This is a genomic window from Dietzia sp. NPDC055340 (genome assembly GCF_053645335.1).
Genome location: NZ_JBSHML010000001.1, coordinates 221,905 through 247,736, shown reverse-complemented (window position 1 = coordinate 247,736; position 25,832 = coordinate 221,905). Strand labels below are relative to the sequence as shown.

25 protein-coding genes are annotated in these 25,832 nt (G+C 69.7%); 12 read left to right on the top strand and 13 right to left on the bottom strand.

Features of this window, described 5'->3' with window-relative positions; translation table 11 throughout:
- Positions 1–7: 7 nt before the first annotated feature.
- The 4 genes from ACWIFB_RS01140 to ACWIFB_RS01125 all read left to right on the top strand — a co-directional run bounded on the left by ACWIFB_RS01140 (position 8) and on the right by ACWIFB_RS01125 (position 4,062).
- A complete protein-coding gene (locus tag ACWIFB_RS01140) occupies positions 8–1,000 on the top strand; it encodes an acyl-CoA dehydrogenase family protein (RefSeq protein ID WP_454057027.1) in 993 nt (330 codons plus the stop codon).
- Positions 997–2,178 (top strand): acyl-CoA dehydrogenase family protein, encoded by a 1,182-nt coding sequence (locus ACWIFB_RS01135; RefSeq protein WP_454057026.1) that lies wholly within the window; start codon positions 997–999, stop codon positions 2,176–2,178. Before ACWIFB_RS01140 ends, ACWIFB_RS01135 begins: the two co-directional genes overlap by 4 nt.
- A 23-nt stretch (positions 2,179–2,201) precedes the next feature.
- Positions 2,202–3,023 carry an inositol monophosphatase family protein gene (locus ACWIFB_RS01130; RefSeq protein WP_454057025.1) on the top strand — a complete coding sequence of 274 codons (822 nt, stop codon included), beginning with the start codon at positions 2,202–2,204 and terminating at the stop codon, positions 3,021–3,023.
- Positions 3,024–3,129: 106 nt separating this feature from the next.
- Positions 3,130–4,062 carry an esterase/lipase family protein gene (locus ACWIFB_RS01125; protein ID WP_454057024.1) on the top strand — a complete coding sequence of 311 codons (933 nt, stop codon included), beginning with the start codon at positions 3,130–3,132 and terminating at the stop codon, positions 4,060–4,062.
- 209 nt (positions 4,063–4,271) lie between these two features.
- On the opposite strand, the gene ACWIFB_RS01120 is transcribed toward ACWIFB_RS01125, so the two are convergent.
- The 5 genes from ACWIFB_RS01120 to hsaA form a co-directional block, all read right to left on the bottom strand.
- Positions 4,272–5,456, bottom strand: coding sequence for a sulfotransferase family protein (locus ACWIFB_RS01120; protein WP_452099600.1), 1,185 nt, complete (start codon positions 5,454–5,456; stop codon positions 4,272–4,274).
- Positions 5,457–5,468: 12 nt separating this feature from the next.
- Positions 5,469–6,668, bottom strand: coding sequence for a hypothetical protein (locus tag ACWIFB_RS01115; protein ID WP_452099601.1), 1,200 nt, complete (start codon positions 6,666–6,668; stop codon positions 5,469–5,471).
- Between the two features lie 11 nt (positions 6,669–6,679).
- On the bottom strand, positions 6,680–7,264 hold the full coding sequence (gene hsaB, locus ACWIFB_RS01110) for a 3-hydroxy-9,10-secoandrosta-1,3,5(10)-triene-9,17-dione monooxygenase reductase subunit (RefSeq protein ID WP_264886742.1): 585 nt from the start codon (positions 7,262–7,264) through the stop codon (positions 6,680–6,682).
- Positions 7,265–7,375: 111 nt separating this feature from the next.
- Positions 7,376–8,278 (bottom strand): iron-dependent extradiol dioxygenase HsaC, encoded by a 903-nt coding sequence (gene hsaC / locus ACWIFB_RS01105; RefSeq protein ID WP_452099602.1) that lies wholly within the window; start codon positions 8,276–8,278, stop codon positions 7,376–7,378.
- 32 nt (positions 8,279–8,310) lie between these two features.
- Positions 8,311–9,486, bottom strand: coding sequence for a 3-hydroxy-9,10-secoandrosta-1,3,5(10)-triene-9,17-dione monooxygenase oxygenase subunit (gene hsaA / locus ACWIFB_RS01100; protein WP_452099603.1), 1,176 nt, complete (start codon positions 9,484–9,486; stop codon positions 8,311–8,313).
- Positions 9,487–9,672: 186 nt separating this feature from the next.
- On the opposite strand from hsaA, the gene ACWIFB_RS01095 reads away from it, so the two are divergent.
- The 4 genes from ACWIFB_RS01095 (at position 9,673) to ACWIFB_RS01080 (ending at position 12,990) form a co-directional block, all read left to right on the top strand.
- The gene (locus ACWIFB_RS01095; protein WP_452099604.1) at positions 9,673–10,893 is read left to right on the top strand and encodes a Rieske 2Fe-2S domain-containing protein; all 1,221 of its coding nucleotides are present in this window, start codon (positions 9,673–9,675) and stop codon (positions 10,891–10,893) included.
- Positions 10,890–11,288, top strand: coding sequence for a hypothetical protein (locus ACWIFB_RS01090; protein ID WP_230931040.1), 399 nt, complete (start codon positions 10,890–10,892; stop codon positions 11,286–11,288). Before ACWIFB_RS01095 ends, ACWIFB_RS01090 begins: the two co-directional genes overlap by 4 nt.
- A gap of 91 nt (positions 11,289–11,379) precedes the next feature.
- On the top strand, positions 11,380–12,441 hold the full coding sequence (locus ACWIFB_RS01085) for a 2Fe-2S iron-sulfur cluster-binding protein (protein WP_454057023.1): 1,062 nt from the start codon (positions 11,380–11,382) through the stop codon (positions 12,439–12,441).
- A 27-nt stretch (positions 12,442–12,468) separates the two neighbouring features.
- Entirely contained in the window at positions 12,469–12,990 is a 522-nt protein-coding gene (locus tag ACWIFB_RS01080) for a flavodoxin domain-containing protein (RefSeq protein WP_454057022.1), read from the top strand.
- A 92-nt stretch (positions 12,991–13,082) separates the two neighbouring features.
- Here ACWIFB_RS01080 and dmpG read toward each other — a convergent pair whose 3' ends face one another.
- From dmpG to ACWIFB_RS01065, 3 genes are all read right to left on the bottom strand, one after another.
- Positions 13,083–14,147 carry a 4-hydroxy-2-oxovalerate aldolase gene (gene dmpG / locus ACWIFB_RS01075; protein ID WP_454057021.1) on the bottom strand — a complete coding sequence of 355 codons (1,065 nt, stop codon included), beginning with the start codon at positions 14,145–14,147 and terminating at the stop codon, positions 13,083–13,085.
- A 5-nt stretch (positions 14,148–14,152) separates the two neighbouring features.
- Positions 14,153–15,070, bottom strand: coding sequence for an acetaldehyde dehydrogenase (acetylating) (locus ACWIFB_RS01070; RefSeq protein ID WP_454057020.1), 918 nt, complete (start codon positions 15,068–15,070; stop codon positions 14,153–14,155).
- Positions 15,071–15,146: 76 nt separating this feature from the next.
- The gene (locus ACWIFB_RS01065; protein ID WP_454057019.1) at positions 15,147–16,541 is read right to left on the bottom strand and encodes a DUF222 domain-containing protein; all 1,395 of its coding nucleotides are present in this window, start codon (positions 16,539–16,541) and stop codon (positions 15,147–15,149) included.
- Between the two features lie 190 nt (positions 16,542–16,731).
- Between ACWIFB_RS01065 and ACWIFB_RS01060 the strand changes: the two genes are divergently transcribed.
- Positions 16,732–17,511 carry an IclR family transcriptional regulator gene (locus ACWIFB_RS01060; RefSeq protein ID WP_452099609.1) on the top strand — a complete coding sequence of 260 codons (780 nt, stop codon included), beginning with the start codon at positions 16,732–16,734 and terminating at the stop codon, positions 17,509–17,511.
- Here the strand turns inward: ACWIFB_RS01060 and ACWIFB_RS01055 are convergent.
- Complete coding sequence (locus tag ACWIFB_RS01055; RefSeq protein WP_452099610.1) at positions 17,508–18,293, bottom strand: 2-keto-4-pentenoate hydratase; 786 nt, start codon at positions 18,291–18,293, stop codon at positions 17,508–17,510. The two genes, ACWIFB_RS01060 and ACWIFB_RS01055, sit on opposite strands and share 4 nt — an antisense overlap.
- A 60-nt stretch (positions 18,294–18,353) precedes the next feature.
- Here ACWIFB_RS01055 and kstD point away from each other — a divergent pair, with 60 nt between their 5' ends.
- The gene (gene kstD, locus ACWIFB_RS01050) at positions 18,354–20,075 is read left to right on the top strand and encodes a 3-oxosteroid 1-dehydrogenase (RefSeq protein WP_452099611.1); all 1,722 of its coding nucleotides are present in this window, start codon (positions 18,354–18,356) and stop codon (positions 20,073–20,075) included.
- A gap of 3 nt (positions 20,076–20,078) precedes the next feature.
- Positions 20,079–20,939, top strand: a complete 861-nt coding sequence (locus ACWIFB_RS01045; protein ID WP_452099612.1) for a MaoC/PaaZ C-terminal domain-containing protein — start codon at positions 20,079–20,081, stop codon at positions 20,937–20,939.
- Positions 20,940–21,063: 124 nt separating this feature from the next.
- On the opposite strand, the gene ACWIFB_RS01040 is transcribed toward ACWIFB_RS01045, so the two are convergent.
- The 4 genes from ACWIFB_RS01040 to ACWIFB_RS01025 form a co-directional block, all read right to left on the bottom strand.
- Positions 21,064–22,107, bottom strand: a complete 1,044-nt coding sequence (locus tag ACWIFB_RS01040) for an LLM class F420-dependent oxidoreductase (RefSeq protein ID WP_454057018.1) — start codon at positions 22,105–22,107, stop codon at positions 21,064–21,066.
- 10 nt (positions 22,108–22,117) lie between these two features.
- A complete protein-coding gene (locus ACWIFB_RS01035) occupies positions 22,118–22,519 on the bottom strand; it encodes a hypothetical protein (RefSeq protein ID WP_344988711.1) in 402 nt (133 codons plus the stop codon).
- Positions 22,516–22,806, bottom strand: coding sequence for a hypothetical protein (locus tag ACWIFB_RS01030; RefSeq protein WP_454057017.1), 291 nt, complete (start codon positions 22,804–22,806; stop codon positions 22,516–22,518). Before ACWIFB_RS01030 ends, ACWIFB_RS01035 begins: the two co-directional genes overlap by 4 nt.
- A 92-nt stretch (positions 22,807–22,898) precedes the next feature.
- Positions 22,899–24,545: an AMP-binding protein gene (locus tag ACWIFB_RS01025; protein WP_452099616.1), complete on the bottom strand. Its 1,647-nt coding sequence runs from the start codon at positions 24,543–24,545 to the stop codon at positions 22,899–22,901.
- A gap of 191 nt (positions 24,546–24,736) precedes the next feature.
- Here ACWIFB_RS01025 and ACWIFB_RS01020 point away from each other — a divergent pair, with 191 nt between their 5' ends.
- Positions 24,737–25,816: an alpha/beta hydrolase gene (locus tag ACWIFB_RS01020; RefSeq protein WP_454057016.1), complete on the top strand. Its 1,080-nt coding sequence runs from the start codon at positions 24,737–24,739 to the stop codon at positions 25,814–25,816.
- The last annotated feature ends 16 nt before the right edge of the window (positions 25,817–25,832 follow it).

The window sequence follows — 25,832 nt, the reverse complement described above, 5'->3', positions numbered from 1 at the left end:
GGACACCATGGATTTCGCACTCGATCCCGACATCACCGACTTCGCCGCGAGCATCGACTCCCTGCTGGCCAAGTCCGACATGCCGTCGGTCATCCGCGCCTGGGCCGACGGTGATACCGCGCCCGGCACCGCCGTGTGGGGCCGCATCGCCGAGACCGGTGCCGCCGCGCTTCTCGTGCCCGAGGAGGCCGGCGGGGCAGGCGCCACGGCCGTAGAGGCCGTCACCGCGCTCGAGGTCCTGGGTCGCCACGCAGTGCCCGGCCCGGTCGTGGAGTCGGTCATGGTCGCGCCGCGCATCGCCGCCGCGCTCGGCGGCGACTCCGAGTTCGGCGACGTCGCCGGCGAGCTCGCCGCTGGCACGCTCGCCTCGGTGGCCGCGCCGGGGGTCTCCCCGTTCGCACCCGACGCCCACGCCGCGCAGTACCTGTGGGTTGTCGACGACGACGAGGTCTTCACCGGCACCGCCGACGAGTCCCGCCGGTCGGTCGACCGGGCCCGCACCGTCACCACCCCGACCCGCGGCGGCCGGGTGGCCGCCCACAGCACGGTCGACCTGATCAACCACGGCGCGATCGGCACCGCCGCCCAGCTCATGGGACTGGGCCAGGCGATGCTCACCATGAGTGTCGACTACGCAAAGCAGCGCAAGCAGTACGGCAAGCTCATCGGCGAGTACCAGGGGCTCAAGCACCAGCTCGCCGACGTGGCCATCGCGCTGGAGATGGCACGGCCGCTACTGTGGGCGGGCGCCCTGGCGATCGCCGAGAACCCGGGTGATCCGGAGGCCGCCGTCCGCGACGTCTCCGCCGCCCGCGTGGCCGTGGCCGACGCCGCCTACCTGTCGGCCCGCACCGCCCTGCAGGTCCACGGGGCGATCGGCTACACCCTCGAGCACGACCTGGGGCTGTGGCTGACCAAGACCCGCGCCCTGCAGACCGCCTGGGGCACGCAGAGCTACCACCGCGGCCGCGTGCTCGACTCGCTGGAGGCCGCGCGATGACCGCGTCTGCCACCTCCTCCGCGGACTCAGTCCCGGCCGCCTCCCCCGGCGTCGACACCGACGAACAGGCCGCCCTGCGCCGGTCGGTGGCCTCGCTGCTGGAGAAGAAGTCCGACTCGGAGGCCGTCCGTGCGGCGATGAACTCCGACGACGGCTACGACCCGGCACTGTGGTCGACGCTGGTCGAGCAGATCGGCGCCGCCGCGCTGTCGATCCCCGAGGAATTCGACGGCGCCGGCGCCACCTGGGTCGAGACGCACCTGGTGTGCGAGGAGCTCGGCCGTCGGCTCACCCCGTCGCCCATGCTCGGCTCGGCCGTGCTGTCCGCGCAGGCCGTGCTCGCCGCCGGCGACGCCGAGGCCTCCGCCCGCCTCCTGCCCGGCATCGCCGCCGGTGAGCAGGTCGCGCTGTGCTGGGCCGGCGCGGGCGGCTGGGCCAGCCCCGGTGTGCGCGCCGACTCCCCCGCCGGCGCAGACTCCGTGTCACTGACCGGCACCGCCCACCATGTGCTCGGCGCGGACACCGCGTCGACGCTGCTGGTCGTGGCCGTCACCGGCGACACCGTGGGTCTGTTCGAGCTGCCCGCCTCCGCCGACGGCGTGACCATCACGCGCGTGCCGGTCATGGATCCCACCCGCACTCTGTCGCGCGTGGAGTTCGACTCCGCCTCGGCGGCCCCGGTCGCCACCCGCGACAGCTTCCTGTCGCGCCTGCGGGCCGCGGCGTGGGCCGCGATCTCGGCCGAGCAGGTCGGCGCCGCCCGTGCCGTGCTGGACGCGACCGTGCAGTACACGCAGGAGCGCAAGCAGTTCGGCCGCGTGATCGGCTCGTTCCAGGCGCTCAAGCACCGCATGGCGGAGATGTACGTCCGTGTCGAGACCGCCCGCTCGCTGTCCTACTCCGCCGCCGCGCTGGTCGCGCAGGCGCAGGAGCTCGGGGACGGCCCCGAGGCCGATGCCGCCGCCTACGCCGCGGAGATCGAGGCGGCCGCCGCCAAGGTCTACTGCTCGGAGGCGCTGCAGTGGATCACAGGTGAGTCGATCCAGCTCCACGGCGGCGTGGGGATCACGTGGGAGTACGACACCCACCTGTTCTTCAAGCGAGCGCACGGCACCGCGCAGTTGCTCGGTCAGCCCCACGAGCTCCTCTCGGCACTGGAGGTCGCCGCGGGGCTCTAGCCCGGACCTCTAGAATCGGCCCCATGAGCCCTTTCCCCGAGCACGGACGGACCAACGACCAACGACTCGCCGAGGACCTGGCAGCTCAGGCCGGGCGCCTGCTCACCGACCTCCGGGTCTCCAGGGTCGCGCCGGAGGATCTGGGCGCGTTCGCCGAGGGCGAGGCGCAGGCCGTCATGGTCGACCGGCTGGCCGTCGCCAGGCCCGATGACGTGGTGTTCGGGGAATGGGATCCGGAGTCGCGGACCCGGCTCGAGGCCAATCGGGTCTGGTTCCTCGACCCCCTCGACGGGGTGCGTTCATACGTCGCTCAGGGCCGCCCCGACTGGGCCGTGCAGGTGGCGCTGTGGGAGAAGGACCCTGAGGGCGTCGGCGGCATCACCGCGTGTGCGATCGCGATGCCGGCGTACGGCCGGGTCCTCACCGGGCGGGGCGCCACCACCTATCAGCCGATGTCGATCATCCGTGGCCCCCGGCCCGGGCCGTTGGTCCCTCCCCGCGCGGACGATCGGCTCCGCATCGCCGTGTCCGAGGCCGAGCCGCCGGCGTTCGCCGAGGAACTGGCCGCCGAGCTCGACGCCACACTCACCCACCTCGGTTCCGGCGGCGGCAAGACCGCGACGGTGGTCGAGGACGAGTGCGATGCCTTCATCCACACCAGCGGCCACCATCAGTGGGACTCCGCCGCGACCTACGGTGTGGTGACGCAGCGCGGCCTGCACGCCAGCCACCTCGACGGGACGGACCTGCAGTACAACGTCGACGAGATCGAGTTCCCGGACCTGCTCGTGTGTAAGCCGGAAGTGGCCGACCGGATCGTCAGTGCCGTGGCCAAGTACCTCTAGCCTCAGGCGCGCCGGGGCCGACACGGGGGTGCGTGAAGCGGCCACCACGGGCGTGTCGCGGCTGCTAGCGTCTGCGCTCACCCGCACCTGAGTCCTGGAGCGCCGCATGCCCGTCAGCCGTCCATCCGTCAGCCGCGCCCTACTGGCTGCCGCCGCCGCGCTCGTCATGGGTTCGGGCGCCGCCACCGCAGCGTCGATCGACCACACCAACGCGTCCGGCGGGATGTTCAACCTCCTGAATCCCGGCCAGCCGTGGCCCGGCACCGACGACTGGTCCTGCCGCCCGTCCGCCGAGCACCCGAATCCCGTGATCCTGTTGCACGGCATGGGCGGCAACGGGCTCAACCAGTGGAGCGGCATGGTGCCGACGCTGGTCGAGGAGGGCTACTGCGTGTTCGCCCCCACCTGGGGCGCACTGCCCGATCATCCCGGCATCGGCACCCGAGCCCCTTTCCGTCAGGCGCAGGACGAGATGGCCGACTACATCGACCGCGTACTCGCGGGTACCGGTGCGGAGAAGGTCGATCTGATCGGGCTGTCCGCCGGCGTGCCGGTGGCAGCGCACCTGGCGAAGGTCGACCGGCCGGGCAAGGTCGGGCGGGCGGTGCTGCTCGCGGGCAATCTCTACGGCAATGCCGACCTCATCCCCGGCGCCGGCCCGGAGGCCGGGGCGTCCGTGGAGAACACATTCCGGGCCAGCCCGTTCGGGGACGGCCTGCCCGACGCGGCCTTCATAGACGACCTCTGGGCCGTGGGCGACACCCCGTTCCACCGCGAGACGGACTACACGATCCTCGCCGGCATCCACGACCAGGCCTCTCCCCCGTCGGCGGCGTTCGTGCACGCCCCGGGCGCGACCCAGATCGTCGTCCAGGACGGCTGCCCGCAGGACATGGCCGACCACGCGTCGTTCGCCGTGGACCCGCGCACGATCGACCTCACCCTGAACGCGATCGACCCGGACAGCGCGGTCACCCCGCGCTGCCTGCCGACACTGCCGGTGATCGGCCTGCCGGGTCCGGTACCGCCCCGAGGCTGATTCACCGCCCACCGCGGTTGCAAGACATCAATAGCCAGAAGCACGACATCCGGTGCGCTTCTACGGCGATTTCTCGCACCACGTGTCGTGCAACTCGAGGGGCGTGTCTTGCAACCGCCTGCTGGGGGCCGAGACGGGGCGCACGGCGCGGCGGGGCAGCGGCGCGGCGGGGCGGCGGCGCGGCGGGGCGGCGGCGCGGGCGGGAGGGATCAGGTGTCGAGGCCGCGGTAGCCGGCGAAGCGCTCGGCGATCTGCGCTTCGCTCAGCCCGTAGTCGGCGAGCGTGTACCTGTGAGCGGGCGCGCGGTCACCGGACAGGCTCCTGGAGTTCTCCGCCTCGACGGCCGCACGCACATCGTCGTCGAGCGTCTCCCCGGCGGCCGCGTAGACGCGCTCGACCACGCCGGCGGGGTCGCGCACCAACTCACGGTGCTCCACGTCGACGAACGTCGCCCTCGACGCCGGGTCCGCCTCGTGCCGGGTCCGAACGGCATCGAAGGTCTCGACGCCACGCGCCCACATCTCCAGCTGGGACTCACCGATGTACTCGGGCGTGAAACGCGTCGACCAGTCTGCGGCGGTGCGGTGCGCGAGCGAGCACATCGAGGCCATCGACTTCCGCGGATCCCGATGCGTCTGCACCACCACGGCGTCCGGATACACCTCGAGCAGCGCGTCGAGCGTGAACAGGTGACTGGGGTTCTTGAGCACCCAGCGACGTCCGGGGTCATTGGCCCCGATGAGCTGCAGGTTGCGCTTGTGCCGCCGGTACGCGGGCGCCCAGTCGGCACCCTGGAGCCAGCTCGAGTAGCCGTCGAGCCGGGCGAGGCACTCGTACGACGCCGACGTCACCGACTGACGGAGCAGCTGCCAGCACTCCTCGAGGTCGTCGGCGGAGATGTAGTGCACACCGCCGTAGTCGGGATTCTCGGACATGAACCCGGCGTACAGGTCGCGCAGCCCGACGTAGGCGGGGTCGTCCTCCCAGCTCTCGCGCGGCGGCCGCGGCTGCGGCACCTCCGTGAGCCACAGTTCGAGCCCCTGGTTGGTTGGGTCGGCACCGAGGAGCCGGTGCAGCGCCGTGGTGCCGGTGCGGGGCAACCCGGTGACGACGACGGGCCGCTCGATCTCCACGCCCGTCTGCTCCGGCGCGGCCGCGAACCCGGCGTTCGCCATGAGCCTGGCGGTCAGCGCGCTCTTGAGGACCGAGCGCCAGTACTTGCTGCCCGCGGGGGTCAGGCCGGCGTCGGTGTGCAGGGACTCGAGCAGGACACCCAGGGCCTCGCGATGGGCGTCGGCACCGTCCCCGAAATCCTCCAGTCCGACGGCGCGCGAGGCGCTGGCGTGCAGGTCCTCGACGGTCCCCACATGGACCCGGTCGGCGTCGTCACTCATGACAGGCCCCTCCTACGAAAGTCCGCGGCGTGCGAACGCCTGCTGCCGCGCGGCGATCCGCTCGCGCCACTGCTCAGGGCTCACCCGCTGGTCGGCGTACCCGGGCACCTCGTCGGCCAGCGAATCGAAGGGCACGACCTTCAGCGTCGGGCCCTGTTCCGGGGTGATGGGGCCATCGACCCGCTGCCACCGGAACTGCATGATCCCCTCGCGGTGGCCGAGCAGCTCGAGCCAGTTGGCCAGACCCGGGTCCTGCTCGGAGAGCACCAGGTGGACCATACCGTCGGAGTCCACGTGCGCCTGGTCGGCGGTGAGGCTGGTCTGGTGGTGCACGTAGTCGAGCGAGGCATACCACATGCTGCCCAGCTGGAAGCCCTGGTAGGGCACCCCGGCGACGGGCACCGAGATCACCATGGCCTCATCCGGGGAGAGCTCGAAGATCCCCGCCGACGAGTACTGCGTGGTGAGCCCGCCGGGCGTGCTGCGGGGCGTGTACAGCGTGTTGCGCTCCTGGTCACCGAAGAACCAGCCCGGGAACGCCAGCCACGTCCGGAGCCGCCCGATCAGAGCCTCCGCCAGCTTGGCGTAGAACTTCTCCTGGCCGGCGACCGTGGCGGGCTCGGGTGCGGTGCCCGCGGCATCGACACGACGGAGCGTGGCCGACCCGGCCTCCTCCACCGCCCAGTCCGAGAACACCTCGCGGACCGCGATCATCGACGAGCCGGGGTGGAGCACCACGTAACCGGGGTCGCCCTCGTCGTCGTCGTACCTCGCCGGTCCCATCCGGAAGGAGTACCGGCCGTCGGTGCCGATCTCCAGGGCGCGGTCGTCGAAAGCCGCGTGCGACGCTGCGCGCTCGTCCGCCGAGTAGTTTCCCGCCATGACCTGGAACGACAGATCCGCCGTGGTACCGCGCCGGCCCTCGACGACGTACTCGGCGTCGTCGGCGAGGTTCGCGTAGAAGTACAGCGTGTCCGGGTTGTCCAGGCCCATCTTGGTGTAGGGGCCCGTCGCCTCGAACAGCTGCGGGTGCGTGCGGCCCCGGTGCTGACCCCCCTCGATCACCCCACGAAGGGTGCCGAGCAGGTAGTCGAGGCCCTCGGCCACGTCGGCCTCGGTGCGCACGTGCGGCGCCTGCCTGATGATCCCCTCGGCCTCGGCCAGTGCGGCGGCGAGCGGCCCGGTCGCGTTCCCGGCGGTGTTCCCTGTCATGGCCGCTTACCTCACAGCCAGGTGTAGGAGTCGGCCGAGGTGATGAAGTTGGCCAACTCCTCCTGCTCGGGCGTGGGGTCCACGACGTCCTCCTCGATGCTGAGGTAGGCGCCGCGGTAGAACAGCAGCGGCCGGATGTCGCGCTTGGTGGGGCCGAGATCGTGGACGCGGCCGAGGACGATCCAGTGGTCGCCGCCGTCGAGGACCTGGTCGATCTCGCAGTCCAACCACGCCATGACGCCCTTGATCACCGGCGAACCGAGTGGGCTCGGCTCCCAGTCGATCTCGGCGAACTTGTCGTCACCACGACGGCCGAAGGTCGAGGAGACGTCCTCCTGCTCCTCGGAGAGGATGTTGACCGCGAACCTCCCGGCCTTCTCGATGCCCTTCCACGACCCGGAGGTCTTCATGGGGCAGAACAAGACGAGCGGCGGCTCCAGCGACAGCGCGGAGAACGACTGGCAGGCGAAGCCCACCGGGGCGCCCTCGTCCACCGCGGTGATCACTGTGATGCCGGTGCAGAACTGGCCGAGCGCGTCGCGCAGCTCCCGACTCGAGAAATTCTGGCCCTCGGGGCGGTCTTCGGTGCTGCTCATCGGGTCGGTCCTCCCATGGACGTTGTTCGGGGCGAGCGGAGGGCGCGGCTACGGCCGGGCCCACACCCGCGCCGCCGTCGGGCGATACGGATGTGGGCCCAGCCTAGGCGTCTACTTGAAGCCGACGGAGAAGTCGTGGCCCCAGAGGCTCACGGCGGTGGACTCGCGGGCCACCCACTTCTCGTCATCGGTGACCTGCATGCCCTCGCAGCCGTACTCGCAGTCGAAGCCGCCGGGCGTCTTCATGTAGAAGCTCATCATCTTGTCGTTGACGTGGCGGCCGAGCGACGCCGACATCCGGACCTGCTTGCGCTGCGCCCGGTCCAGGGCCAGCCCCACATCGTCCGCCGAGGACACCTCGACCATCAGGTGGATGATCCCGGTGGGGTTGGGGAACGGCGTGAACGCCAGTGAGTGGTGACGTGGGTTGCACCCGAGGAAGCGCAGCCACGCGGGCTCGCCGTCGGCTGGGCGGCCCACGATCTCCGGCGGCAGACTCATCGAGTCACGCAGCGAGAAACCGAGCACGTCGCGGTAGAACTCCAGCGCCGCCACCTCGTCCGGGGTGGACAGGACGATGTGGCCCGCACCCTGGTCGCCGGTCACGAACTCGTGACCGTACGGCGTCGGGATGCGGCGGTGCTGCAGCGCGATCGTATGGTAGATCTCCAGCGTGAACCCGGCCGGGTCCTGGCAGGTGATGAGGCCACGGACCTTGCGGTCGCGCTTGACCTCCTCCGGCGCCTCCTCCCACGGGACCCCCGCGGCGTCGAGACGGGACTTGACGTCCTCGAACTCGCCCTCGTTCGCGCACTCCCAGCCCACCTGGCCGAGCTTGTCCTCCTCGCCCGGGACGATGATCCAGCGGTGCGGATGGTCGTCCATACGGAAGTAGAGCGCGTTCGGGTCATCACCGGAGCCCACCACGAAGCCCAGCACCTTGGTGCCGTACTCGCGCCACGCGTCCATGTCCGTGGCGAACACCCGGACGTAACCGAAATTGCTGATTGCCATCTTCTGCCAGTCCCTTCGATCCGTCGTACGGATCAGACCATCGAGTCCGTGACCTTCTCGCCGAACTCATTCTGCCCGTACATGATGTACGCCTTCGTCGCCTCGTTGGCGGCGTGGACCCGGCCGGCGTTGGCATCACGCCAGAAGCGCTGGATCGGCGAGGTGTCCTGCAGGGCGCGGGCGCCGGAGTTCTGGAACAGCAGGCCGATCGCGTCGATCGACCGCTGGGTGGCGCGGACCTGGTCGCGGCGGGCGCGGGTACGCAGGGTCATGTCCGGGTAGCCGCCGGCCGTGATGATGTCCTGCTCCTCGCGCACGTTGCGCATGAGCTGCAGCCACGCGGCGTCGATGTCGCCGGCGGCCTCGGCGAGGCGGACCTTGGCGAACGGGTCGTCCTTGACGGCGGTACCGAACGCGGCGCGCACGCGGTCACGCTGGTGCTCGCGATGCACCTCGTAGCAGCCGAACGCCATGCCGACGATGGGCGTGGAGATGGTGGTGGGGTGGATGGTGCCCCACGGCATCTTGTAGATCGGGTTGGTGTTGACCTCGAGGCCCGGGCTCTTGGTGGCGGCCATCAGGCCGAACGAGAGCACGCGGTGCTCCGGGATGACCGCGTCCTTCACGAGGATGTCGTTGGAGCCGGTGCCCTTGAGGCCGGCGACGTGCCAGACGTCGAGGATCTCGTACTGCGACTTCTCGACCAGGAAGGTGCAGAAGTCGACCATCTTGTCGTTCTCGTCGAGAACCGGGCCACCGACGAACACCCAGTCGGCGTGCTCGCAGCCGGAGGACCAGGACCACTTGCCGTTGAGGACCAGTCCGTCGGCGGTCTTCTTGGCCGCGCCCATCGGGGCGTAGGACGAGGAGATGCGCACGGTCGGGTCCTCGCCCCAGACCTCCTCCTGGGCCTGCTGCGGGAACAGCGCCAGGTGCCAGTTGTGGATCCCGAGGATGCTCGCGCACCAACCGGTCGACGGGCAGGCCGTCGCGATGGTCATCGCCGCGGTGTAGAAGGTCTCCATGTCGGCCTCGTACCCACCCCACTGGGCGGGCTGGCAGAGCTTGAAGAAGCCGGCCTCATCGAGCTCGGCGATGTTCTTCGGATGGACCTTCCGCAGGTCCTCCGTCTCCTGGGCACGCTCGGCGAAGCCGGGCAGCAGGGCCTTGATCCGGTCGATGACCTCGTGATTGGCGTACTGGCTCATGTGATCCCTCTCTGGCATGTGTGCGGCGTGTGATCTAGACTAGAACACGTTCCAGTTTTGCACCAGACACCACCCTCCCGCCCCCGGGACTGGCACGGTGTGCCAGCACCGACGGGATTGGTTGTGGCCCCTCACACGATTCTATAACCTGTTCTCATCAGGCTCATGCCATCAGGAGGCTTCATCATGACCACACCAACCCAGGCCCCCGGCGCCATCCGCGAGATCGACACCGGCGAGGTGCGAGATCGCTACGCGCGCGGCTGGCACTGCATCGGGACCGTCAAGGAGTTCTCCGACGGCAAGCCGCACTCCATCCACGCGTTCGGCACCAAGCTCGTCGTGTGGGCCAATGACGACGGCATCAACGTCCTCGACGGCTACTGCCGCCACCTGGGCGGGGACCTCTCGGACGGCGAGATCAAGGACGGCAACATCGCCTGTCCGTTCCACGACTGGCGCTGGGGCGGCGACGGCAAATGCAAGGGCATCCCGTACGCCAAGCGTGTCCCGCTTCGCGCCAAGACCCGGGCCTGGACCACCATGACGCAGAACGGCCTCGTCTTCGTCTGGCACGACCACGAGGGCAACCCGCCCCGCGATGAGGACGCGATCCCCTACCTCGACGAGTACGACACGGGCGAGTGGACCGACTGGGTGTGGAACCGCCTGGAGATCGAGGGCTCCAACTGCATGGAGATCGTCGACAACGTCGTGGACATGGCCCACTTCTTCTACATCCACTACGCGTTCCCGACCTACTTCAAGAACGTGTTCGAGGGCCAGACCGCCACCCAGTACCTCAACACCAAGGGCCGTCCGGACCACGACCCCTCGGGTGGAAAGTACGGCGACACCCTGCTCGAGTCGGTGGCCGCGTACTACGGGCCCGCGTTCATGATCAACCCGCTCAAGCAGCAGTACGGCGACTTCGAGTCCGAGGTCATTCTGATCAACTGCCACTACCCGGTCGACCAGAACTCGTTCGTGCTCATGTACGGGCTGATGGTCAAGAAGCCGGCCGGGTTCGACGACGAGACCTCCACCAAGATGGCCACCAAGATCGCCACGTTCTTCGGCGACGGTTTCCTCCAGGACGTCCGCATCTGGCAGCGCAAGTCGTCCATCGCCAACCCACTGCTGTGCGAGGAGGACGGCCCCGTCTACCAGCTTCGCCGCTGGTACGAGCAGTTCTACGTGGACCGCGACAAGGTCGAGCCCGAGATGCAGGAGCGCTTCGAGTTCGAGGTCGACACCACGGCCGCCAACCAGTACTGGGAGAAGGAGGTCGCCGAGAACATGCGCAAGCAGCAGGCCGGCGAGGCCGAGGTCTCCGACGAGCAGACCCAGTACACCGGCATGGCCGAGGTCGCCGGTGAGGCGAAGGCGTCCAAGGCCGACAAGTGACGTTCAAGCAGAACGACTCGCGGCGCGCGCCCACCTGGGACGAGACCGACCCGGCGCGCGCCGCGCAGCTCCACGCCGACACCAGCCTGGACCGGGAGACGTACACGCGCGCCGGCTTCCAACCTGTCGATTGCCGGAGCTGCGGCACCCGCGCATTCGTCCGCAAGAACAGTGACAAGCACACGTCCATCCAGTGGCGCGACGGCAGCGACCAGCAGTGCCCCGTGCTCTCCGAGTGGCGCTCCGGCGGGGAGATCCCCGAGGGCGAGGACACCTGTCCCCGGATGCTCGCAAGCATCCACTACGCCTACTCCGAGGGCCTGATCACCCTCGCCGAGGGTGTCGACCCGGTCGACGCCGAGCACATGGTCAACCCATTCTACGCCCCTGAGTGACCGACCGACCAGCATTCCGCGGAGCGGCCGCACTACCGCTCCGCGGAATCGTCGTCGCCGGGCCTCTATCTCCACCCGATAGGCTTTCCCCATGACCGAAACCCCACAGCTGGGCTCCTTCGTTCGCGAACTCAGGATCGCGGAGGTGATCGAGGAGACCACGGACGCCAAGTCCATCGTCTTCGACGTCCCCGCAGGTTCGGAGGCGGACTTCCGGTACACGCCGGGCCAGTTCCTCACCCTGCGTATCCCGAGCGACCAGACCGGATCCGTTGCCCGCTGCTACTCGCTGTCGAGCTCGCCCACCGAGGACTCGCAGCTCAAGGTGACGGTCAAGCGGACGGTTGACGGCTACGGCTCGAACTGGCTGTGCGACAACGCCGAAGCCGGCATGGACATGCACGTCCTGGCCCCGTCCGGCATCTTCACCCCCAAGAATCTCGACCAGGACTTCATCCTGCTGGCGGCCGGCTCGGGCATCACACCGGTCATGTCCATCCTCCGGTCCGCGATCGCGCAGGGCACCGGACACATCGTCATGGTGTACGCCAACCGCGACGAGAACTCGGTGATCTTCAAGGACGAGCTGCAGAAGCTCCAGCGGGAGCACCCTGACCGTCTCACGGTGGTCCACTGGCTCGAGTCGGTCTCCGGCATCCCCACCGCCGAGATGATCGGCAACGTCCTGCAGCCGGTGGCCGCCAAGCGTCACTCCTACATCTGCGGGCCGGCCCCGTTCATGGAGACCGTCAAGGATGGCCTCCGCCGCTCGGGCGCCGACATGCACCTCATCCACACCGAGGTGTTCTCCTCGATCGAGGGCGACCCGTTCGCCGAGATCGTCATCGACGACACCCCGAGCGACGACGGCACCGGGCCCGCCACCGCGATCGTGGAACTCGACGACGAGATCCACGAGGTCGACTGGCCGCGCAACACCCCGCTGCTGGACGTCCTGCTCTCCAAGGGCATCAAGGCGCCGTTCTCGTGCCGCAAGGGCGAGTGCTCGGCGTGTGCCTGCATCCTCAAGTCGGGCGAGGTCGAGATGATCCACAACGGCATCCTCGACCCCGAGGAGGTCGACGAGGGCTACGTCCTCAGCTGCCAACTGCTGCCCAAGACCGACCGCGTCGAGGTCTCCTACTCCGACTGACCCCGGTGGGGTGACAGACTCAGGTGCGTGAGTCGCCCCGCCATCGTCTACACCTCCAAGTACGGCTCCACTCGCCGGTACGCCCTCGCTCTCGCCGAGCGTCTGGGTACGTCGGCGGTGGAGCTGTCCTCGTTCGACGCCTCCGGCCGGCCGGACCCGTTGATCGTCCTCGCGCCCGTGTACGCGACGCGCATCATGGGCCGGAGACGGGTCATCCGGGCGATCCGGTCGGCTCCGGGTCGCGTGGCCCTCGTCGTCGTCGCCCTCTCCCCCGCCAGTGACCCGGGGCGCGGCGACCTCGCCGCGAAACTCGTCGCCGCCTCCCACCGCGTCGTCACGACGTTCCACCTGCGCGGCGACCTCGACCCGGCACGTCTCACCCGGCCGGACCGCGTGTTGATGGCCGCGCTGCGCCGATCGCTGCGTCGCACCCCTGACGCCCCCGCCGCGCGGATGCTGCTGCCGGCGCGGCGCCTCGATCAGGTCGACGAGGCCGCCCTCGAGCCCGTCGTGGCCTGGGCCACCGGCCCGGCTGCGGTCGATCCGTGAGCGCATACAGCCGCGCCCCCCGGAATCAGCAGCCCGGGCATATCCGGCGAGGCTGACTCCGAGGGGCGCGGCTGGGCGATGCGGAGCGCGGATCAGGCGTTCGCCTGCTCCTTCTGGATCTCCAGCGCGATGTCGATGAGCTGATCCTCCTGGCCGCCGACGAGGCGACGCTCGCCGGCGCGGATGAGGATCTCGGAGGACGGCACACCGTAGCGCTGCGCATGCCCCTCGGCGTGCTTGAGGAACGACGAGTAGCAGCCGGCGTAGCCGAGCATCATGGCCTGGCGGTCGACGACGCACTCGGTGGGCATGAGCGGGCGGACGACATCCTCGGCGGCGTCGGCGATCTTGAAGAAGTCGACGCCGGTGGTGATACCGAGCTTGTCGCAGACGCCGACCAGGGCCTCGACGGGCGTGTTGCCGGCGCCGGCGCCGAATCGGCGGGTCGAGCCGTCGATCTGCTGGGCGCCCGCACGGATCGCCATGATCGAGTTGCCCACGCCCACGTCGAGGTTCTCGTGGCCGTGGAAGCCGACCTGGGCGTCGTCACCGAGTTCGGCGACGAGCGCCGCGACGCGGTCGGAGACCTGGTCCATCACGAGCGCGCCGGCCGAGTCGACGATGTAGACGCACTGACAGCCGGCGTCGGCCATGATGCGGGCCTGCTTGGCCAGCACCTCGGGCGGCTGGGTGTGGCTCATCATGAGGAAGCCGACGGTCTCGAGGCCGAGCTCGCGTGCGTAGCCGAAGTGCTGGATCGAGACGTCGGCCTCGGTGCAGTGGGTGGCGACGCGGCAGATGGAACCGCCGTTGTCGCGCGCGGCGAGAATGTCGTCCTTGATACCCAGGCCGGGCAGCGTGAGGAACGCGATCTTGGCCTGCTTGGCGGTCTCGGCCGCCGCCTTGATGAGCTCCTGGTCGTACGACTTGGCGAAGCCGTAGTTGAACGACGCGCCGCCGAGCCCGTCACCGTGGGTGACCTCGATGACGGGGACTCCCGCGCCGTCGAGGGCGCCGACGACGTTGCGGACGTCCTCGACCGAGAACTGGTGCCGCTTGTGGTGCGAGCCGTCCCGCAGCGAGGAGTCGGTGACGCGGATGTCGAGCTCGGAGCTGTACGCCCGTGCGTCGGCGTTGTAGGGGTTGGTCTTGTCCATGGTTGTCACACTCCGAGCTTCGTCTTGGCGATCTCTTCGCCCACCTTCGCGGCGGCGGCGGTCATGATGTCGAGGTTCCCGGCGTACGGCGGCAGGAAGTCACCGGCCCCCTCGACCTCGGCGAAGATCGCGACGCGGGCCATGCCGCCGGTGATCTCGGTGGGCGGGTCGAACTGCGGTTCCTGGAGCAGCCGGTAACCCGGCACGTACTCCTGGATCTCCTTCTCGCGCTTGCGGATGGAGGTGGTGATGAGGTCGTGGTCGGCGTCCTCGGGGATCGAGCAGAAGATCGTGTCGCGCATGATCATGGGCGGCTCGGCCGGGTTGAGGATGATGATCGCCTTGCCGCGCTTGGCGCCGCCGACCTGCTCGATGGCCATCTTGGTGGTCTCGGTGAACTCGTCGATGTTGGCGCGGGTGCCGGGGCCGGCCGACTCCGAGGAGACGGAGGCGACGATCTCGGCGTAATCGACCGGCACGACCGAGGAAACCGCGTGGACCATCGGGATGGTGGCCTGGCCACCGCATGTGACCATGTTGGTGTTGGGGGCGTCGAGGTGCTCGCGCAGGTTGGCCGGCGGGATGACCATCGGGCCGACCGCCGCGGGAGTGAGGTCGACAGCGACGATGCCGGCGGCCTCGTACTTGGGGGCGTACTCCTTGTGCACGTAGGCGCTGGTGGCCTCGAACAGCAGGTCGGGCTTCTCGCCACCGGCTTCGATCGAGGCGAGCAACTCGTCGGCACCACCGGACATGCAGGTGAGGCCGTGCTCGGCGGCGCGCTTCATCCCCTCGGACTCGGCGTCGATGCCGATCATCCACCTGGGCTCGATGTACTCGCTGCGCTCGAGCTTGTACATGAGGTCGGTACCGATGTTGCCGGACCCCACGATCGCGGCTGTGAGCTTCTTCTTCTCCGTCATGACAGCAGTCTCGCCCGCGCGGAACCCCCGCCACAAACGAGTGTGCCGTTCAGTAGAACACCAGAGAACTGACGCTTCAGGCGGGTCGGTCGCGTCTGTCGGTTCCGGGTGGGTTGGTGAGGTATCCGTCGGGTGAGAAGAGTCTGTCGTTGAGGATGATCTCGACCTGTTCCTGGATGCCCTCGCGTGCCCGGGCCAGTGGACCCTTCGGCCGCGTGCGGTGTTGGTGCCCGGTGTCGGTGGTGATGATCAGCTCGCCCAGCGGCCCGGGCCGGTAGGAGTTGGTGCCGAAGGTCTTCTCGCGGTGGTGTTTGCGGCACAAGCACACCAGGTTCCACTCCAGGGTCGGCCCGCCCAACTCCGGGGTGGCCCGGTCGAACGCGATCACATGATCGATGTCGCAGTCCCGGGCATCGACCGCGCAGCCCGGATGGCGGCAGGTGCCGTCACGCAGCCGGATCCGCTCGGCCAACGCCGGGGAGAGGACGTACCGCAGTGCCCGCTCCGGGGTGTCCAGGGCGCCGGGGGCGGGGTCGATGATCTCGAACCGCACCCGCGCGTCATCGCCCTCGAGCAGTTCCTGACACAGCCAGTCGAAGCTGGTGTACGCGCCGGTGACGAACTCCACCTGATCGGGCAGTCCCCGCGCGGCCGCGGCGATCACACTGATCCGGATCGGCTGACCGCTCGCGGCGGCGGCGTTACCGACCGTCGGGCGCGGCAGGTCCGCCCCGACCTGCACCTGGCCGAGCTCGATGCCATCAACGACCTCGGCCGGCCCGGACGGGGAGTACACCGCCAACGCCGACAGTGCATCAGCGCGGAGCTGGTCCATGGGCCGCGGCACCCCGTCGGCGGCGGCCGCGGCGGCATCGGTCTCGATCCTGCAGCGCAGCATCTCCGCGTCCCCGATCGGCAGCTTGGCCCACATCGAGGCCATCCCGTCGCGGCCCCGGCGAAACCGCACCGTGCGCGACTCTGTGGCCGCATCTACCGCGTCCTGCGCCGCCCCGGGATCCAGACGCTCCACGGCCCGGTCGATCATCGCCTCCACCGCCGACCGCGACGGCCGGTCACCACCGTCCAGATCGTGCCCGACGCGGGCCATGACCGCATCCTCCACATCAGAGACGATCGCGTCCGGCACCTGCGCCAACCGGCAGGCGATATCGATGGCCAACTGCTCCGGCAACAGCCCCCGCCCGACCATGGACAGCATCCGCGGCAGCCGGGTGTGGATCTGCACCCCGGCCATCACCAACCGGCCCGCATGCCAACACGTCAGCTGACACGCCGCCGCCATATGGTCACGGGCCCGCGCCTGCGGATCCAACCGCGCATACCCCGGCCGCCCCGAATCGTCGGCCTCAGCAGCCCGAGCCAGCTGCCGCACCAACAACGCAGCCGCTTCCAACCGCGTGGCCCCGGCCCGATTCTGCGCCAGCGTCGCCGACCGCGCCGCCTCGCTCACAGCGGCAAGATCCTCGCAGCAGGAGGACTCGGGAACCGCAGACAACGAACCCCCCGACGTCGTCGTCATCATCGCCACCCCCGCCGCACATCAGTAGAACGTATGTACGATCGTACCCGCCGTCCCACTATCGCGCAAGTGTTCGAATTAGACCGGGCACTGTGTCGGAGCATCGCGCTACACTCGCTACATGACACAGCCCCCCGCGTCCCCCGTCGATCGCGCCTTCGACGTGCTGCGCGCGACGGCCGCGGGCAGCGGCGGCCTGACGTTGAGCGAACTCGCGCGCGCCACAGGGCTGGCCAAGTCCACGACACTGCGGCTCCTCGCCGCGCTCGAGCGCAACGGCGCGGTCACGCGGATCGGCCAGCACTACCGGCTGGGTCCGCTGATCCACGAGCTGGACCCGATCCCGGTGTCGCCGGAGTACGAGCGGATCCGCCGGGTCCTCACGCCCTTTCTCGCGCACCTCTTCGAGGCCACGCGCGCGACCGTCCACCTGGCGACACTGCACCGCGACGAGGTGGTCTACCTCAACAAGCTGCACGGGCCGCGGCCGATCCCGTCGCCGTCACGGATCGGGGGCGGGCTGCCCGCGTATTGCACGGGGGTCGGCAAGGCGATGCTGGCGTTCGACGACGAGGCCGCCGCGCGGGTGGCCCGGGGGCCGATGGTGGCGTGGACCGACACCACCGTCACCTCGGCGGACGCGCTGGCGGTCGAGCTCGCCGAGATCCGGCGCAGGAGGCGATCGTTGGACCATGCCGAACTCACGCCCGGCCTGTACTGCGTGGCCGCCCCGGTTTTTGACGACGACGCCGCCGTCGACTCCGGACCGGCCCCCGGGGGAACTCGGGCGGTTGCGGCGTTGTCGGCCAGCGCGGCGGACGAGAGCGCGCTGGCCCGACTGGAGCCGCTGGTCACCCGGGTGGCCGTGGCGGCGGGGCGTGCGCTCAACGCAGACCGCTAGCGGAACTCCATCGAGACCGAGCCCAGCCCGGCGAAGTCGGCGCGGAAGGCGTCGCCCGGGGTTGCGTCCATGGCGCGGATGGCGGTGCCCGGCAGGATCACGTCGCCCTTGCGCAGGCGCACGCCGAACTTGGCGACGGTCGAGGCCAGCCAACCGACCGAGTTGAGCGGGTTGCCCAGCACCGCATCGGAGCGGCCGGAGGCGAGGAACTCGCCGTTCTTGTAGAGCGTGGCCTCGATGGCCGCCACATCGATGTCGGCCAGGCGCACGCGGCCGGAGCCCACCACGTAGCCGCACGAGGAGGCGTTGTCGGCGATCGTGTCGCCGAGGGTGATCTTCCAGTCCTTGATCCGCGAGTCGATCAACTCGATGGACGGCACGACCCACTCGATCGCGGCGGCGGCCTCCTCCTGGGAGCAGCCCTCCGGCGGGATGTCGGCGCCGAGGATGAAGCCCACCTCGACCTCGACGCGGGGGAAGCAGAACCTCGCCGCCTCGATCGGCGTGCCCTCGGGGTACTCCATGGTGTCGAGGAGATGGCCGTAGTCGGGCTCGTCGACGCCCATCATCTCCTGCATGGCCTTGGAGGCCAGGCCCACCTTGTGGCCCGTGACCACGGCGCCCGCATCCAGCTTGCGCCGGATGTTGACGAGCTGGATCTCGAACGCGTCGTCCGGGGTCAGGTCCGGGTGGTCGTCGGTGAGCGGGGCGATCGGGGTCACGCCGGCCTCGGCGTCCCAGAGTCGCTGCGCGAGAGTGGCACGGGTCTCCTCGTTGAGCATGAGGGGGATGCTACCTGGGGCGTCTGGCGCGATTGCCATCAGTTCTATAACGTGTTCTACATGGCAGACCAGGAATTCGACGTCGTCGTCGTCGGCAGCGGTGGAGCAGGCATGACGGCCGCCCTCGCGGCAGCAAAGAAGGGCCTCAGCGTGGTCCTCGTTGAGAAGGCCCCACACTACGGAGGCTCCACCGCCCGCTCCGGCGGCGGCGTGTGGATCCCGGGCAACTCCGTGCTCCAGCGCGACGGTGTGCTGGACACCCCGGAGGCCGCCAGGACCTACCTGCGGTCCATCATCGGTGACGTCGTGGCCCCCGAGCGCATCGACACCTACATCGACCGCGGCCCCGAGGTGCTCGACTTCATCCTCGCCAACAGCCCGCTGCAGCTCGAGTGGGTCAAGGACTACTCCGACTACTACCCAGAGGCCCCCGGAGGCCGCCTAGGCGGCCGCTCGGTCGAGCCCCGCCCCTTCGACCTGAACCAGCTCGGCCCCGAAGCCGACAAGCTGGAGCCGGGCTACGCCAAGGCCCCGGCCAACATGGTCGTGATGCAGTCCGACTACCGCTGGCTCAACCTCCTCCAGCGCCCGCACACCAAGGGTATCCGGCGCTCGATCCGGGTCGCCGCGCGCATGTTCCTCGCCAAGGCCCGCAAGCAGAACTCCGTCGGTATGGGCCGCGCGCTCATCGCCGCCATGCGCAAGGGCCTGCTCGACGCCGGCGTGCCGGTGTGGCTCGAGACCCCCATGACCGGACTGGTCACCGAGGGGTCCGGGAATGACGAGCGCGTCGTCGGCATCACCGTCACCCGGAACGGCGAAGAGGTCACCCTCCGTGCCCGCCGCGGCGTGGTCATGGGCTCGGGCGGCTTCGAGCACAACCAGGAGATGCGCGACAAGTACCAGCGTCAGCCCATCCCCACCTCGTGGACCGTCGGCGCCGCCGCCAACACCGGCGAGGGCATCGAGTACATGGAGAAGACGGGCGCCGCCCTGTCCTTCATGGAGGACGCCTGGTGGGGTCCGACGATCCTCATGCCGCGCGGCCCGTGGTTCGCGCTGGCCGAGCGGTCGCTGCCGTGCTCGTTCATGGTCAACTCGCGCGGCGAGCGCTTCATGAACGAGTCCCTGCCCTACGTCGAGGCCGGGCACATGATGTACGGCGGCGAGTTCGGCCAGGCTCCCGAGGGGCAGAAGGACGCCCCGGGCGAGAACGTCCCGGCCTGGATCGTCTTCGACCAGGAGTACAAGAACCGCTACCTCTTCGCCGGCCTGCAGGCCAAGCAGCCGCTGCCCAAGAAGTGGCTCGCGACGGAGAACTTCCACAAGGCAGACACCCTCGCCGAGCTCGCCGAGCTCATCGACGTGCCGGCCGAGGCGCTGCAGAAGACCGCCGACCGGTTCAACGGCTTCGCCGCCAACGGCCGCGACGAGGACTTCAACCGCGGCGCCTCCGGGTACGACCACTACTACGGCGACCCCACGAACAAGCCCAATCCGAGCCTCGGCCCGGTCGCCAAGGCGCCGTTCTACGCGGTCAAGATGGTCCCGGGCGACCTCGGCACCAAGGGCGGCGCGAACACCGACGTCCACGGCCGTGTCCTGCGCGAGGACGGCTCCGTGATCGAGGGCCTCTACGCCGCCGGTAACGCCTCGTCGCCGGTCATGGGCCACACCTACGCCGGCCCGGGCGCCACCATCGGACCTGCGCTGGTCTTCGGCTACCTCGCGATCGAGAACATGCTCGCCACCGCCCCGACCACCGAGAAGACCGGAGTCTGAGAAGTGCCGATCGATCTGAACACCGCCCTCGGGGCGGAACTGCCCTCGCAGGAGTTCTCCTGGACCGCCTCCGACGTGGCGCTCTACGCGCTGGGGGTGGGCGCCGCGGGCGACCCGATGGACACCACCGGGTTGGAGTACATCCACGACACCGCGCCGAAGGTGCTGCCGTCGTTCGCGACCGTCGCGGCCACGATGAACGTGACCGAGGCGCCGCGGGTGTCGTTCCCCGGCGTGGAGATCGACCTGGCCAAGGTCGTGCACGGCAGCCAGTCCGTGCGCCTGCACCGTGCGATCCCGGCCGACGGGACCGCGACGACGACGACGAAGATCGCCGAGATCCAGGACAAGGGTTCGGCCGCGGTGATCATCCAGGAGTCCGAGACGGTCTCCGCCGACGGGGAGAAGTTGTGGACCGCCCGGTCCGGCATCTTCGCCCGTGGCGAGGGCGGCTTCGGCGGCGAGCGGGGCACCTCCGAGAAGGTGGAGTACCCCGAGCGCGAGGCCGACCACACCATCGAGGTCGCGACCCTGCCGCAGCAGGCCCTGATCTACCGCCTGTGTGGCGACCGCAACCCGCTGCACTCCGACCCGGCCTTCGCCGAGGCGGCCGGCTTCCCGCGCCCGATCCTGCACGGCCTGTGCTCGTACGGCCTGGTGCTGCGCGCGGTCGTCGACGAGGTGCTGGGCGGCGACGTCGAGAAGGTCCGCGGCTACGGCGTGACCTTCGGCGGCATCTTCTTCCCCGGCGAGACCATGCGCATCCGCGTGTGGGAGGAGGGAACGCAGCTGCTCGTGGCGGCCACTGTCGTCGAGCGCGAGGACGCCCCCGTCCTCAAGAACGTGGTGGTCGACCTCGCCTGATCGCTGATCCGATCGGGCCGTACGGCTCACCTGCACACCCCGCGGCCCCGTGCCGCGGGGTGTGGTCATTTCGCGGGAACCGACCGGGGCGCGGGAGCGGATGTCGGCGCGGGTCCCGCGCTGCTCAGCAGAGGTCGCGGAACTGCTCCACGAGCCTGATGCGGCCCGGCGCGTCCATGGCCATCGGGACGACGGTGAGCGTGGTGGCGCCGGCCTCGCGGAACGCCTCGACCCGCTCGGCGACGTAGGAGGCGGGCCCGATCAGCGAGACGGACCGCACGAGCTCGTCCGGCACGGCCGCGGCCGCCTCGTCCTTCTTGCCGTCCAGGTACAGGTCCTGGATCTTTTCGGCCTCGGCCTCGTAGCCGTAGCGGCAGGCGAGCTCGTTGTAGAAGTTCTTGCCGCGCGCACCCATGCCGCCGATGTACAGCGCGAGGTGCGGGCGCACGAAGTCCAGATAGCCCGGGACCTCGCTCTCGTCGCAGATCGCCAGCGGCGGGCCTGCGTACACGTCCAGCTCACCGAGCGACGGGTCACGCTTGGCGCGCCCCTTGGCCAGCGGGTCGGCCCACGCCAGGTGTGCCTTCTCGGGGTGGAAGAACAGCGGCTGCCAGCCGTCGGCGATCTCGGCGGCCAGCTCCACGTTCTTGGGCCCGAGCGCGGCCAGCACGATGGGGATCTTCTCTCGCACCGGGTGGTTGATGAGCTTGAGCGGCTTGCCCAGCCCGGTCCCCTGGTCGGCGGGCAGCGGGATCTGGTATTTGGCGCCGTCGTGGACGACCTTCTCGCGCCGCCACACCTGGCGGCAGATCTCGATGATCTCGCGGGTGCGGGCCAGCGGCGCGTCGTACTTCACGCCGTGGAAGCCCTCGACGACCTGCGGGCCCGAGGCGCCCAGTCCGAGCGTGAAGCGGCCCTCGGACACGAAGTCCAGGCCGGCGGCGGTCATGGCGGTGAGCGTGGGCGTGCGGGTGTAGATCTGCAGGATCCCGGACGCGAGTTCCATAGTGGACGTGCGGGCCGCGAGGTAGCCGAGCTGGCTAACGGCGTCGAAGGAGTAGGCCTCCGGCACGAAGGCGATGTCCAGTCCGGCCCGCTCGAGGTCCGCGGCCTCCGCCGCGGTCTCGGCGAACCCGCCGCTGTAGTTCAGGGCCATTCCGATGCGCATGCGCGCGACATTACCGGGGCGCCGGGGCCCTCCCCGCGTGCACCGCCGACTTCGCCCGCTCGCCCGACCCCAGCGGGCCCCTGATCACCGCGTCGACCGGCCCTCCGACGCGGACGAACACGCCCACCCGCCTGCGCAGCGGCGTGTCGGCGCGCTCATACCCGATGAACCGGAACCCCGCCCCCGCGGCCACCTCCAGGACGGCGTGCTCGGGCAGATCGACATCCGCGGTGGGGACGACGACGACATCACCACCGAGACCGCGCCCGAACATGCGGGCCAGTCGCAGCCGGCGCGTCCTCTCATCCCCTCTGCGGCGCAGCCTCCCGCGCGCCGCGACCACCGCGATCGCCAGGAGCCACAGGGCCGGCGGCAGGAGCGCCAGCGCGACGAGGAGCCACCCCGCGCTCATCCGGCACTCCCCTCCGACGGCCGGACGAACCGCATCGGGTCGATCCACGGTCCGCGCTGCGCGAGCGCTGCCGCACCACCGACGGGCTCCAGCCCCCTGCTGCGGGCGGCCGCATAGATCACGGTCCGGGGCAGCCGCACCTGTGACGGGTGGACGGTCAGCTCGGCGGCGGCGTTGTCGTCGTCGCTCTCCAACAGCACCGCGAGCACACCGGCGCGACGGCCGTGCCGACCGCGATACGACCGCACCAGGCCGCGGATCCGCGGCGTCGGATCGAATCTGCGCATGCCGCCGATACTACGGGGGCACGTACGAAGGCCGGGCCCGCCCTGGTGGCGGACCCGGCCTTCGCAGTGGGTCAGTCGTGCTTACCGGTCCGTCAGGACACCTGGTCCTTGGCCCACTTGTAGTCGGCCTTGCCGGCGGGTGAACGACGGATCTCGGGGACGTCGACGATCGTCTTGGGCACCTTGTAGTTGGCCAGCGACTCACGCAGGAACGTGGTCAGCTCCTCGTTCGTGGCCGACTGGCCCTCGCGGAAGGACACCACCGCGGCGACCTTCTGGCCGAACCGCTCGTCGGGGGCGCCGGCGACCAGCGCGTCGTGGACGGCCGGGTGGGCCTTGATCGCCTGCTCGACCTCCTCCGGGAACACCTTCTCGCCGCCGGTGTTGATGCAGCCCGAGCCGCGACCGAGGAAGACGATGGTGCCGTCCTCACGGATCTGGCCCATGTCACCGAGCACCGAGACACGCCGCCCGCCGACCTCGGGGAAGGTCTTGGCGGTCTTCTCCGGGTCGTTCCAGTAGCCCACCGGGACGTGGCCGCGGCGCACGATGTACCCGATCTCGTCCGAGCCCGGGTTGATCGGCTGGTTGGACTCGTTGATCAGGCCGATGCGCGCGCTCGACGGCAGGGTCAGTTCCGCCTTCTCGGAAATGGCCAGCTCTCCGTCGTTGCCCGACTCGGAGGCACCGAAGTTGTCGCGCGTCATGATGTTCGGCAGGACCTCGAGGAGGCGGTCACGCGTGGCCTTGGACCAGATGCCGCCGCCGGAGGCGACCATGAACAGCGAGCTGAAGTCCAGCTTGTCCTTGTTGGCCACGATCGCGTCGGTGATCGGCACGGCCATGCCGTCGCCCACGAACACCAGCATCTGGCCCTGGCGCTCGGCGACCGTCTCGACGATGGCCTGCGGGTCGAAGTCGCGGAACATTAGCAGGTGTCCGCCGAGGTTGACGAAGGTCAGCAGGGTGAACAGCCCGGCGCCGTGCATGAGCGGCGCCGAGATGACCACGCGGAACCCGCCGTCCGGGTTGATGTGCTCGGCGACCTCGGCCGGGCTGTGTCGCTTGTCGCCGTACGGGTTACCGCCGGACAGGCACGCGTAGTAGTAGTCCGAGTGGTTCCACTGCACGCCCTTGGGGAAGCCGGTGGTGCCGCCGGTGTAGACGATCCACTTGTCGTCGCCTCGCGCGGGCTCGAAATCCCGCGCGGTGGACTGGGTGGCCATCTCGGAGTCCAGGTCGACGACCGCGATGCCGTTCTCGGCGCACGCGGTGGCCAGGACCTCGGGCACGCCGCCCACGGAGAAGATCGTCTTGACGGTCTCGAGCTTGGGCGCCGCGGCCGCCATCGTCTCGGCGAACTCGGCGTCCACCAGGACTCCGGTCGACTGCGAGTCGTTGAACAGGTAGACCAGCTCGGCCGGGGTGTAGCGGTAGTTGACGTTGATGCCGGCGACCCGGATCTTCATGGTCGCGATGATCGCGGCCATGTGCGGCGTGCTGTTCTTCATGTACAGCGCGACATGATCGCCCGGCTCGGTGCCGTGGGCCCGGAGCACGTGCCCCATCTGGTTGGCCAGATCATCGATCTGCCGGTACGTGAAGTCCTCGCCGTCCATGGTGAGGAGCAGGTTGTCAGGAATCTTGTCGACGATCGCCTCGAACACCAATGCCTGGTTCATCTCGGGATTGGTCCCGGCGAGGGGGTCGGACGTGTGATCGGCTGCTGCGTCGGTCATCGCGGGAATAATTCCTTCTAACTGAGGGCAGATGTGGCTACTGTCACATTGTGACCTGAACTTGTTCTCGTGTCCAGACCGGCCCGTGGCCTGCGCCATCCCCGGAGAACGAGAACGAGTTCTAGCTGGGATTTATGGTAGCAGCGGCGATTCGACACCCGTCACCTCGCTCCGACATCTACATTGCGCACATGAGTGGATCGCGGCCCCGGCGGACGGGCGCCCCGTACGACGGTGGACTCCGACTGCCCCAGGCGACAGGGTCCGGGGACGTCCCGGCGGACGGTCAGCGCTCCGCCGACGTCGAAGCGGAGCGGCCCTCCCAGCGCGCACCGCTCCTGGCCGGCCCCGGCGTGCAGGGCACCCTGCGCGCCCGCGGCCTGGCCGGGGGCCTGCGCATGTTCGTCCGCCCCGCGCTGGATCGCATGCCGCCCACCGAGGCCTCGCTCAACCGGCTTCGTGCCCTCACCTCCGGGGCGGGCCGCGCGGCCGCCCTGGAAACCACCGCCGACTGGTCGTCGGACGGTCCGGTGCCGGGCCTGTGGGTCGGCCGGAAGAGGTTCTTCGACTCGGACAAGGTGATCTACCACGTCCACGGCGGCGGGTTCACCTTCGGTTCGCCCTGGTCGCACAAGGCCCTGGCCTCGCGGATGGCCGCCGAGACCGGCACACCGGTGTTCCTGCCCGACTACCGCCTGGCCCCCGAACATCCGCATCCGGCCGCCACCGAGGACACGATCGCCGGCTTCCAGTGGCTGCTCGACATGGGCTTTCCCGCCGAGAACATCGTGGTGGCCGGCGACTCGGCGGGCGGCAACCTCGCGCTGCAACTGGTCGCCCACCTGGAGAAGTCGGGCGAGGCGATGCCCGCGGGCGTCGTCCTCATGTCCCCCTGGGTCGACCTGGATTTCTCCGACATGTCCGCCCGCGACAGGGCGAAGAAGGACCCGTTCCTGGCCCTGGGGATGGCTGAAATGTGCCGCGCCCAGTACGCGCCGGGCACCGACGCCGACGACCCCGCGATCTCGCCGATCAACTACCGCCCCTCCCCCGACTGGCCGCCCTTCCTCATCCAGTGCGGCGGCGCGGAGAACTTCGCGGGCGGGATCGCAAGGCTGGCCGAGAAGTTCGCCGAGCACGGCGTGACGCACGAGTTCCAACTCTGGCCGCACCAGTTCCACGTGTTCCAGGCGTTCCACCCGCTGGTCCCCGAGGCCAGGGCCGCGGTCCGCGACATCGGCTCGTTCGTGCGCGGCTGCCTGCGCGGCTAGGGTCGTCGACGCGCAC

Excerpts from the sequence above, each read along its gene's own strand:
- ACWIFB_RS01140 (WP_454057027.1), top strand. The coding sequence starts at position 8 with ATGGATTTCGCACTCGATCCCGACATCACCGACTTCGCCGCGAGCATC.
- ACWIFB_RS01135 (WP_454057026.1), top strand. The coding sequence starts at position 997 with ATGACCGCGTCTGCCACCTCCTCCGCGGACTCAGTCCCGGCCGCCTCC.
- ACWIFB_RS01130 (WP_454057025.1), top strand. The coding sequence starts at position 2,202 with ATGAGCCCTTTCCCCGAGCACGGACGGACCAACGACCAACGACTCGCC.
- ACWIFB_RS01125 (WP_454057024.1), top strand. The coding sequence starts at position 3,130 with ATGCCCGTCAGCCGTCCATCCGTCAGCCGCGCCCTACTGGCTGCCGCC.
- ACWIFB_RS01120 (WP_452099600.1), bottom strand. The coding sequence starts at position 5,456 with ATGAGTGACGACGCCGACCGGGTCCATGTGGGGACCGTCGAGGACCTG.
- ACWIFB_RS01115 (WP_452099601.1), bottom strand. The coding sequence starts at position 6,668 with ATGACAGGGAACACCGCCGGGAACGCGACCGGGCCGCTCGCCGCCGCA.
- hsaB (WP_264886742.1), bottom strand. The coding sequence starts at position 7,264 with ATGAGCAGCACCGAAGACCGCCCCGAGGGCCAGAATTTCTCGAGTCGG.
- hsaC (WP_452099602.1), bottom strand. The coding sequence starts at position 8,278 with ATGGCAATCAGCAATTTCGGTTACGTCCGGGTGTTCGCCACGGACATG.
- hsaA (WP_452099603.1), bottom strand. The coding sequence starts at position 9,486 with ATGAGCCAGTACGCCAATCACGAGGTCATCGACCGGATCAAGGCCCTG.
- ACWIFB_RS01095 (WP_452099604.1), top strand. The coding sequence starts at position 9,673 with ATGACCACACCAACCCAGGCCCCCGGCGCCATCCGCGAGATCGACACC.
- ACWIFB_RS01085 (WP_454057023.1), top strand. The coding sequence starts at position 11,380 with ATGACCGAAACCCCACAGCTGGGCTCCTTCGTTCGCGAACTCAGGATC.
- dmpG (WP_454057021.1), bottom strand. The coding sequence starts at position 14,147 with ATGGACAAGACCAACCCCTACAACGCCGACGCACGGGCGTACAGCTCC.
- ACWIFB_RS01070 (WP_454057020.1), bottom strand. The coding sequence starts at position 15,070 with ATGACGGAGAAGAAGAAGCTCACAGCCGCGATCGTGGGGTCCGGCAAC.
- ACWIFB_RS01060 (WP_452099609.1), top strand. The coding sequence starts at position 16,732 with ATGACACAGCCCCCCGCGTCCCCCGTCGATCGCGCCTTCGACGTGCTG.
- ACWIFB_RS01055 (WP_452099610.1), bottom strand. The coding sequence starts at position 18,293 with ATGCTCAACGAGGAGACCCGTGCCACTCTCGCGCAGCGACTCTGGGAC.
- kstD (WP_452099611.1), top strand. The coding sequence starts at position 18,354 with ATGGCAGACCAGGAATTCGACGTCGTCGTCGTCGGCAGCGGTGGAGCA.
- ACWIFB_RS01040 (WP_454057018.1), bottom strand. The coding sequence starts at position 22,107 with ATGCGCATCGGAATGGCCCTGAACTACAGCGGCGGGTTCGCCGAGACC.
- ACWIFB_RS01035 (WP_344988711.1), bottom strand. The coding sequence starts at position 22,519 with ATGAGCGCGGGGTGGCTCCTCGTCGCGCTGGCGCTCCTGCCGCCGGCC.
- ACWIFB_RS01030 (WP_454057017.1), bottom strand. The coding sequence starts at position 22,806 with ATGCGCAGATTCGATCCGACGCCGCGGATCCGCGGCCTGGTGCGGTCG.
- ACWIFB_RS01025 (WP_452099616.1), bottom strand. The coding sequence starts at position 24,545 with ATGACCGACGCAGCAGCCGATCACACGTCCGACCCCCTCGCCGGGACC.
- ACWIFB_RS01020 (WP_454057016.1), top strand. The coding sequence starts at position 24,737 with ATGAGTGGATCGCGGCCCCGGCGGACGGGCGCCCCGTACGACGGTGGA.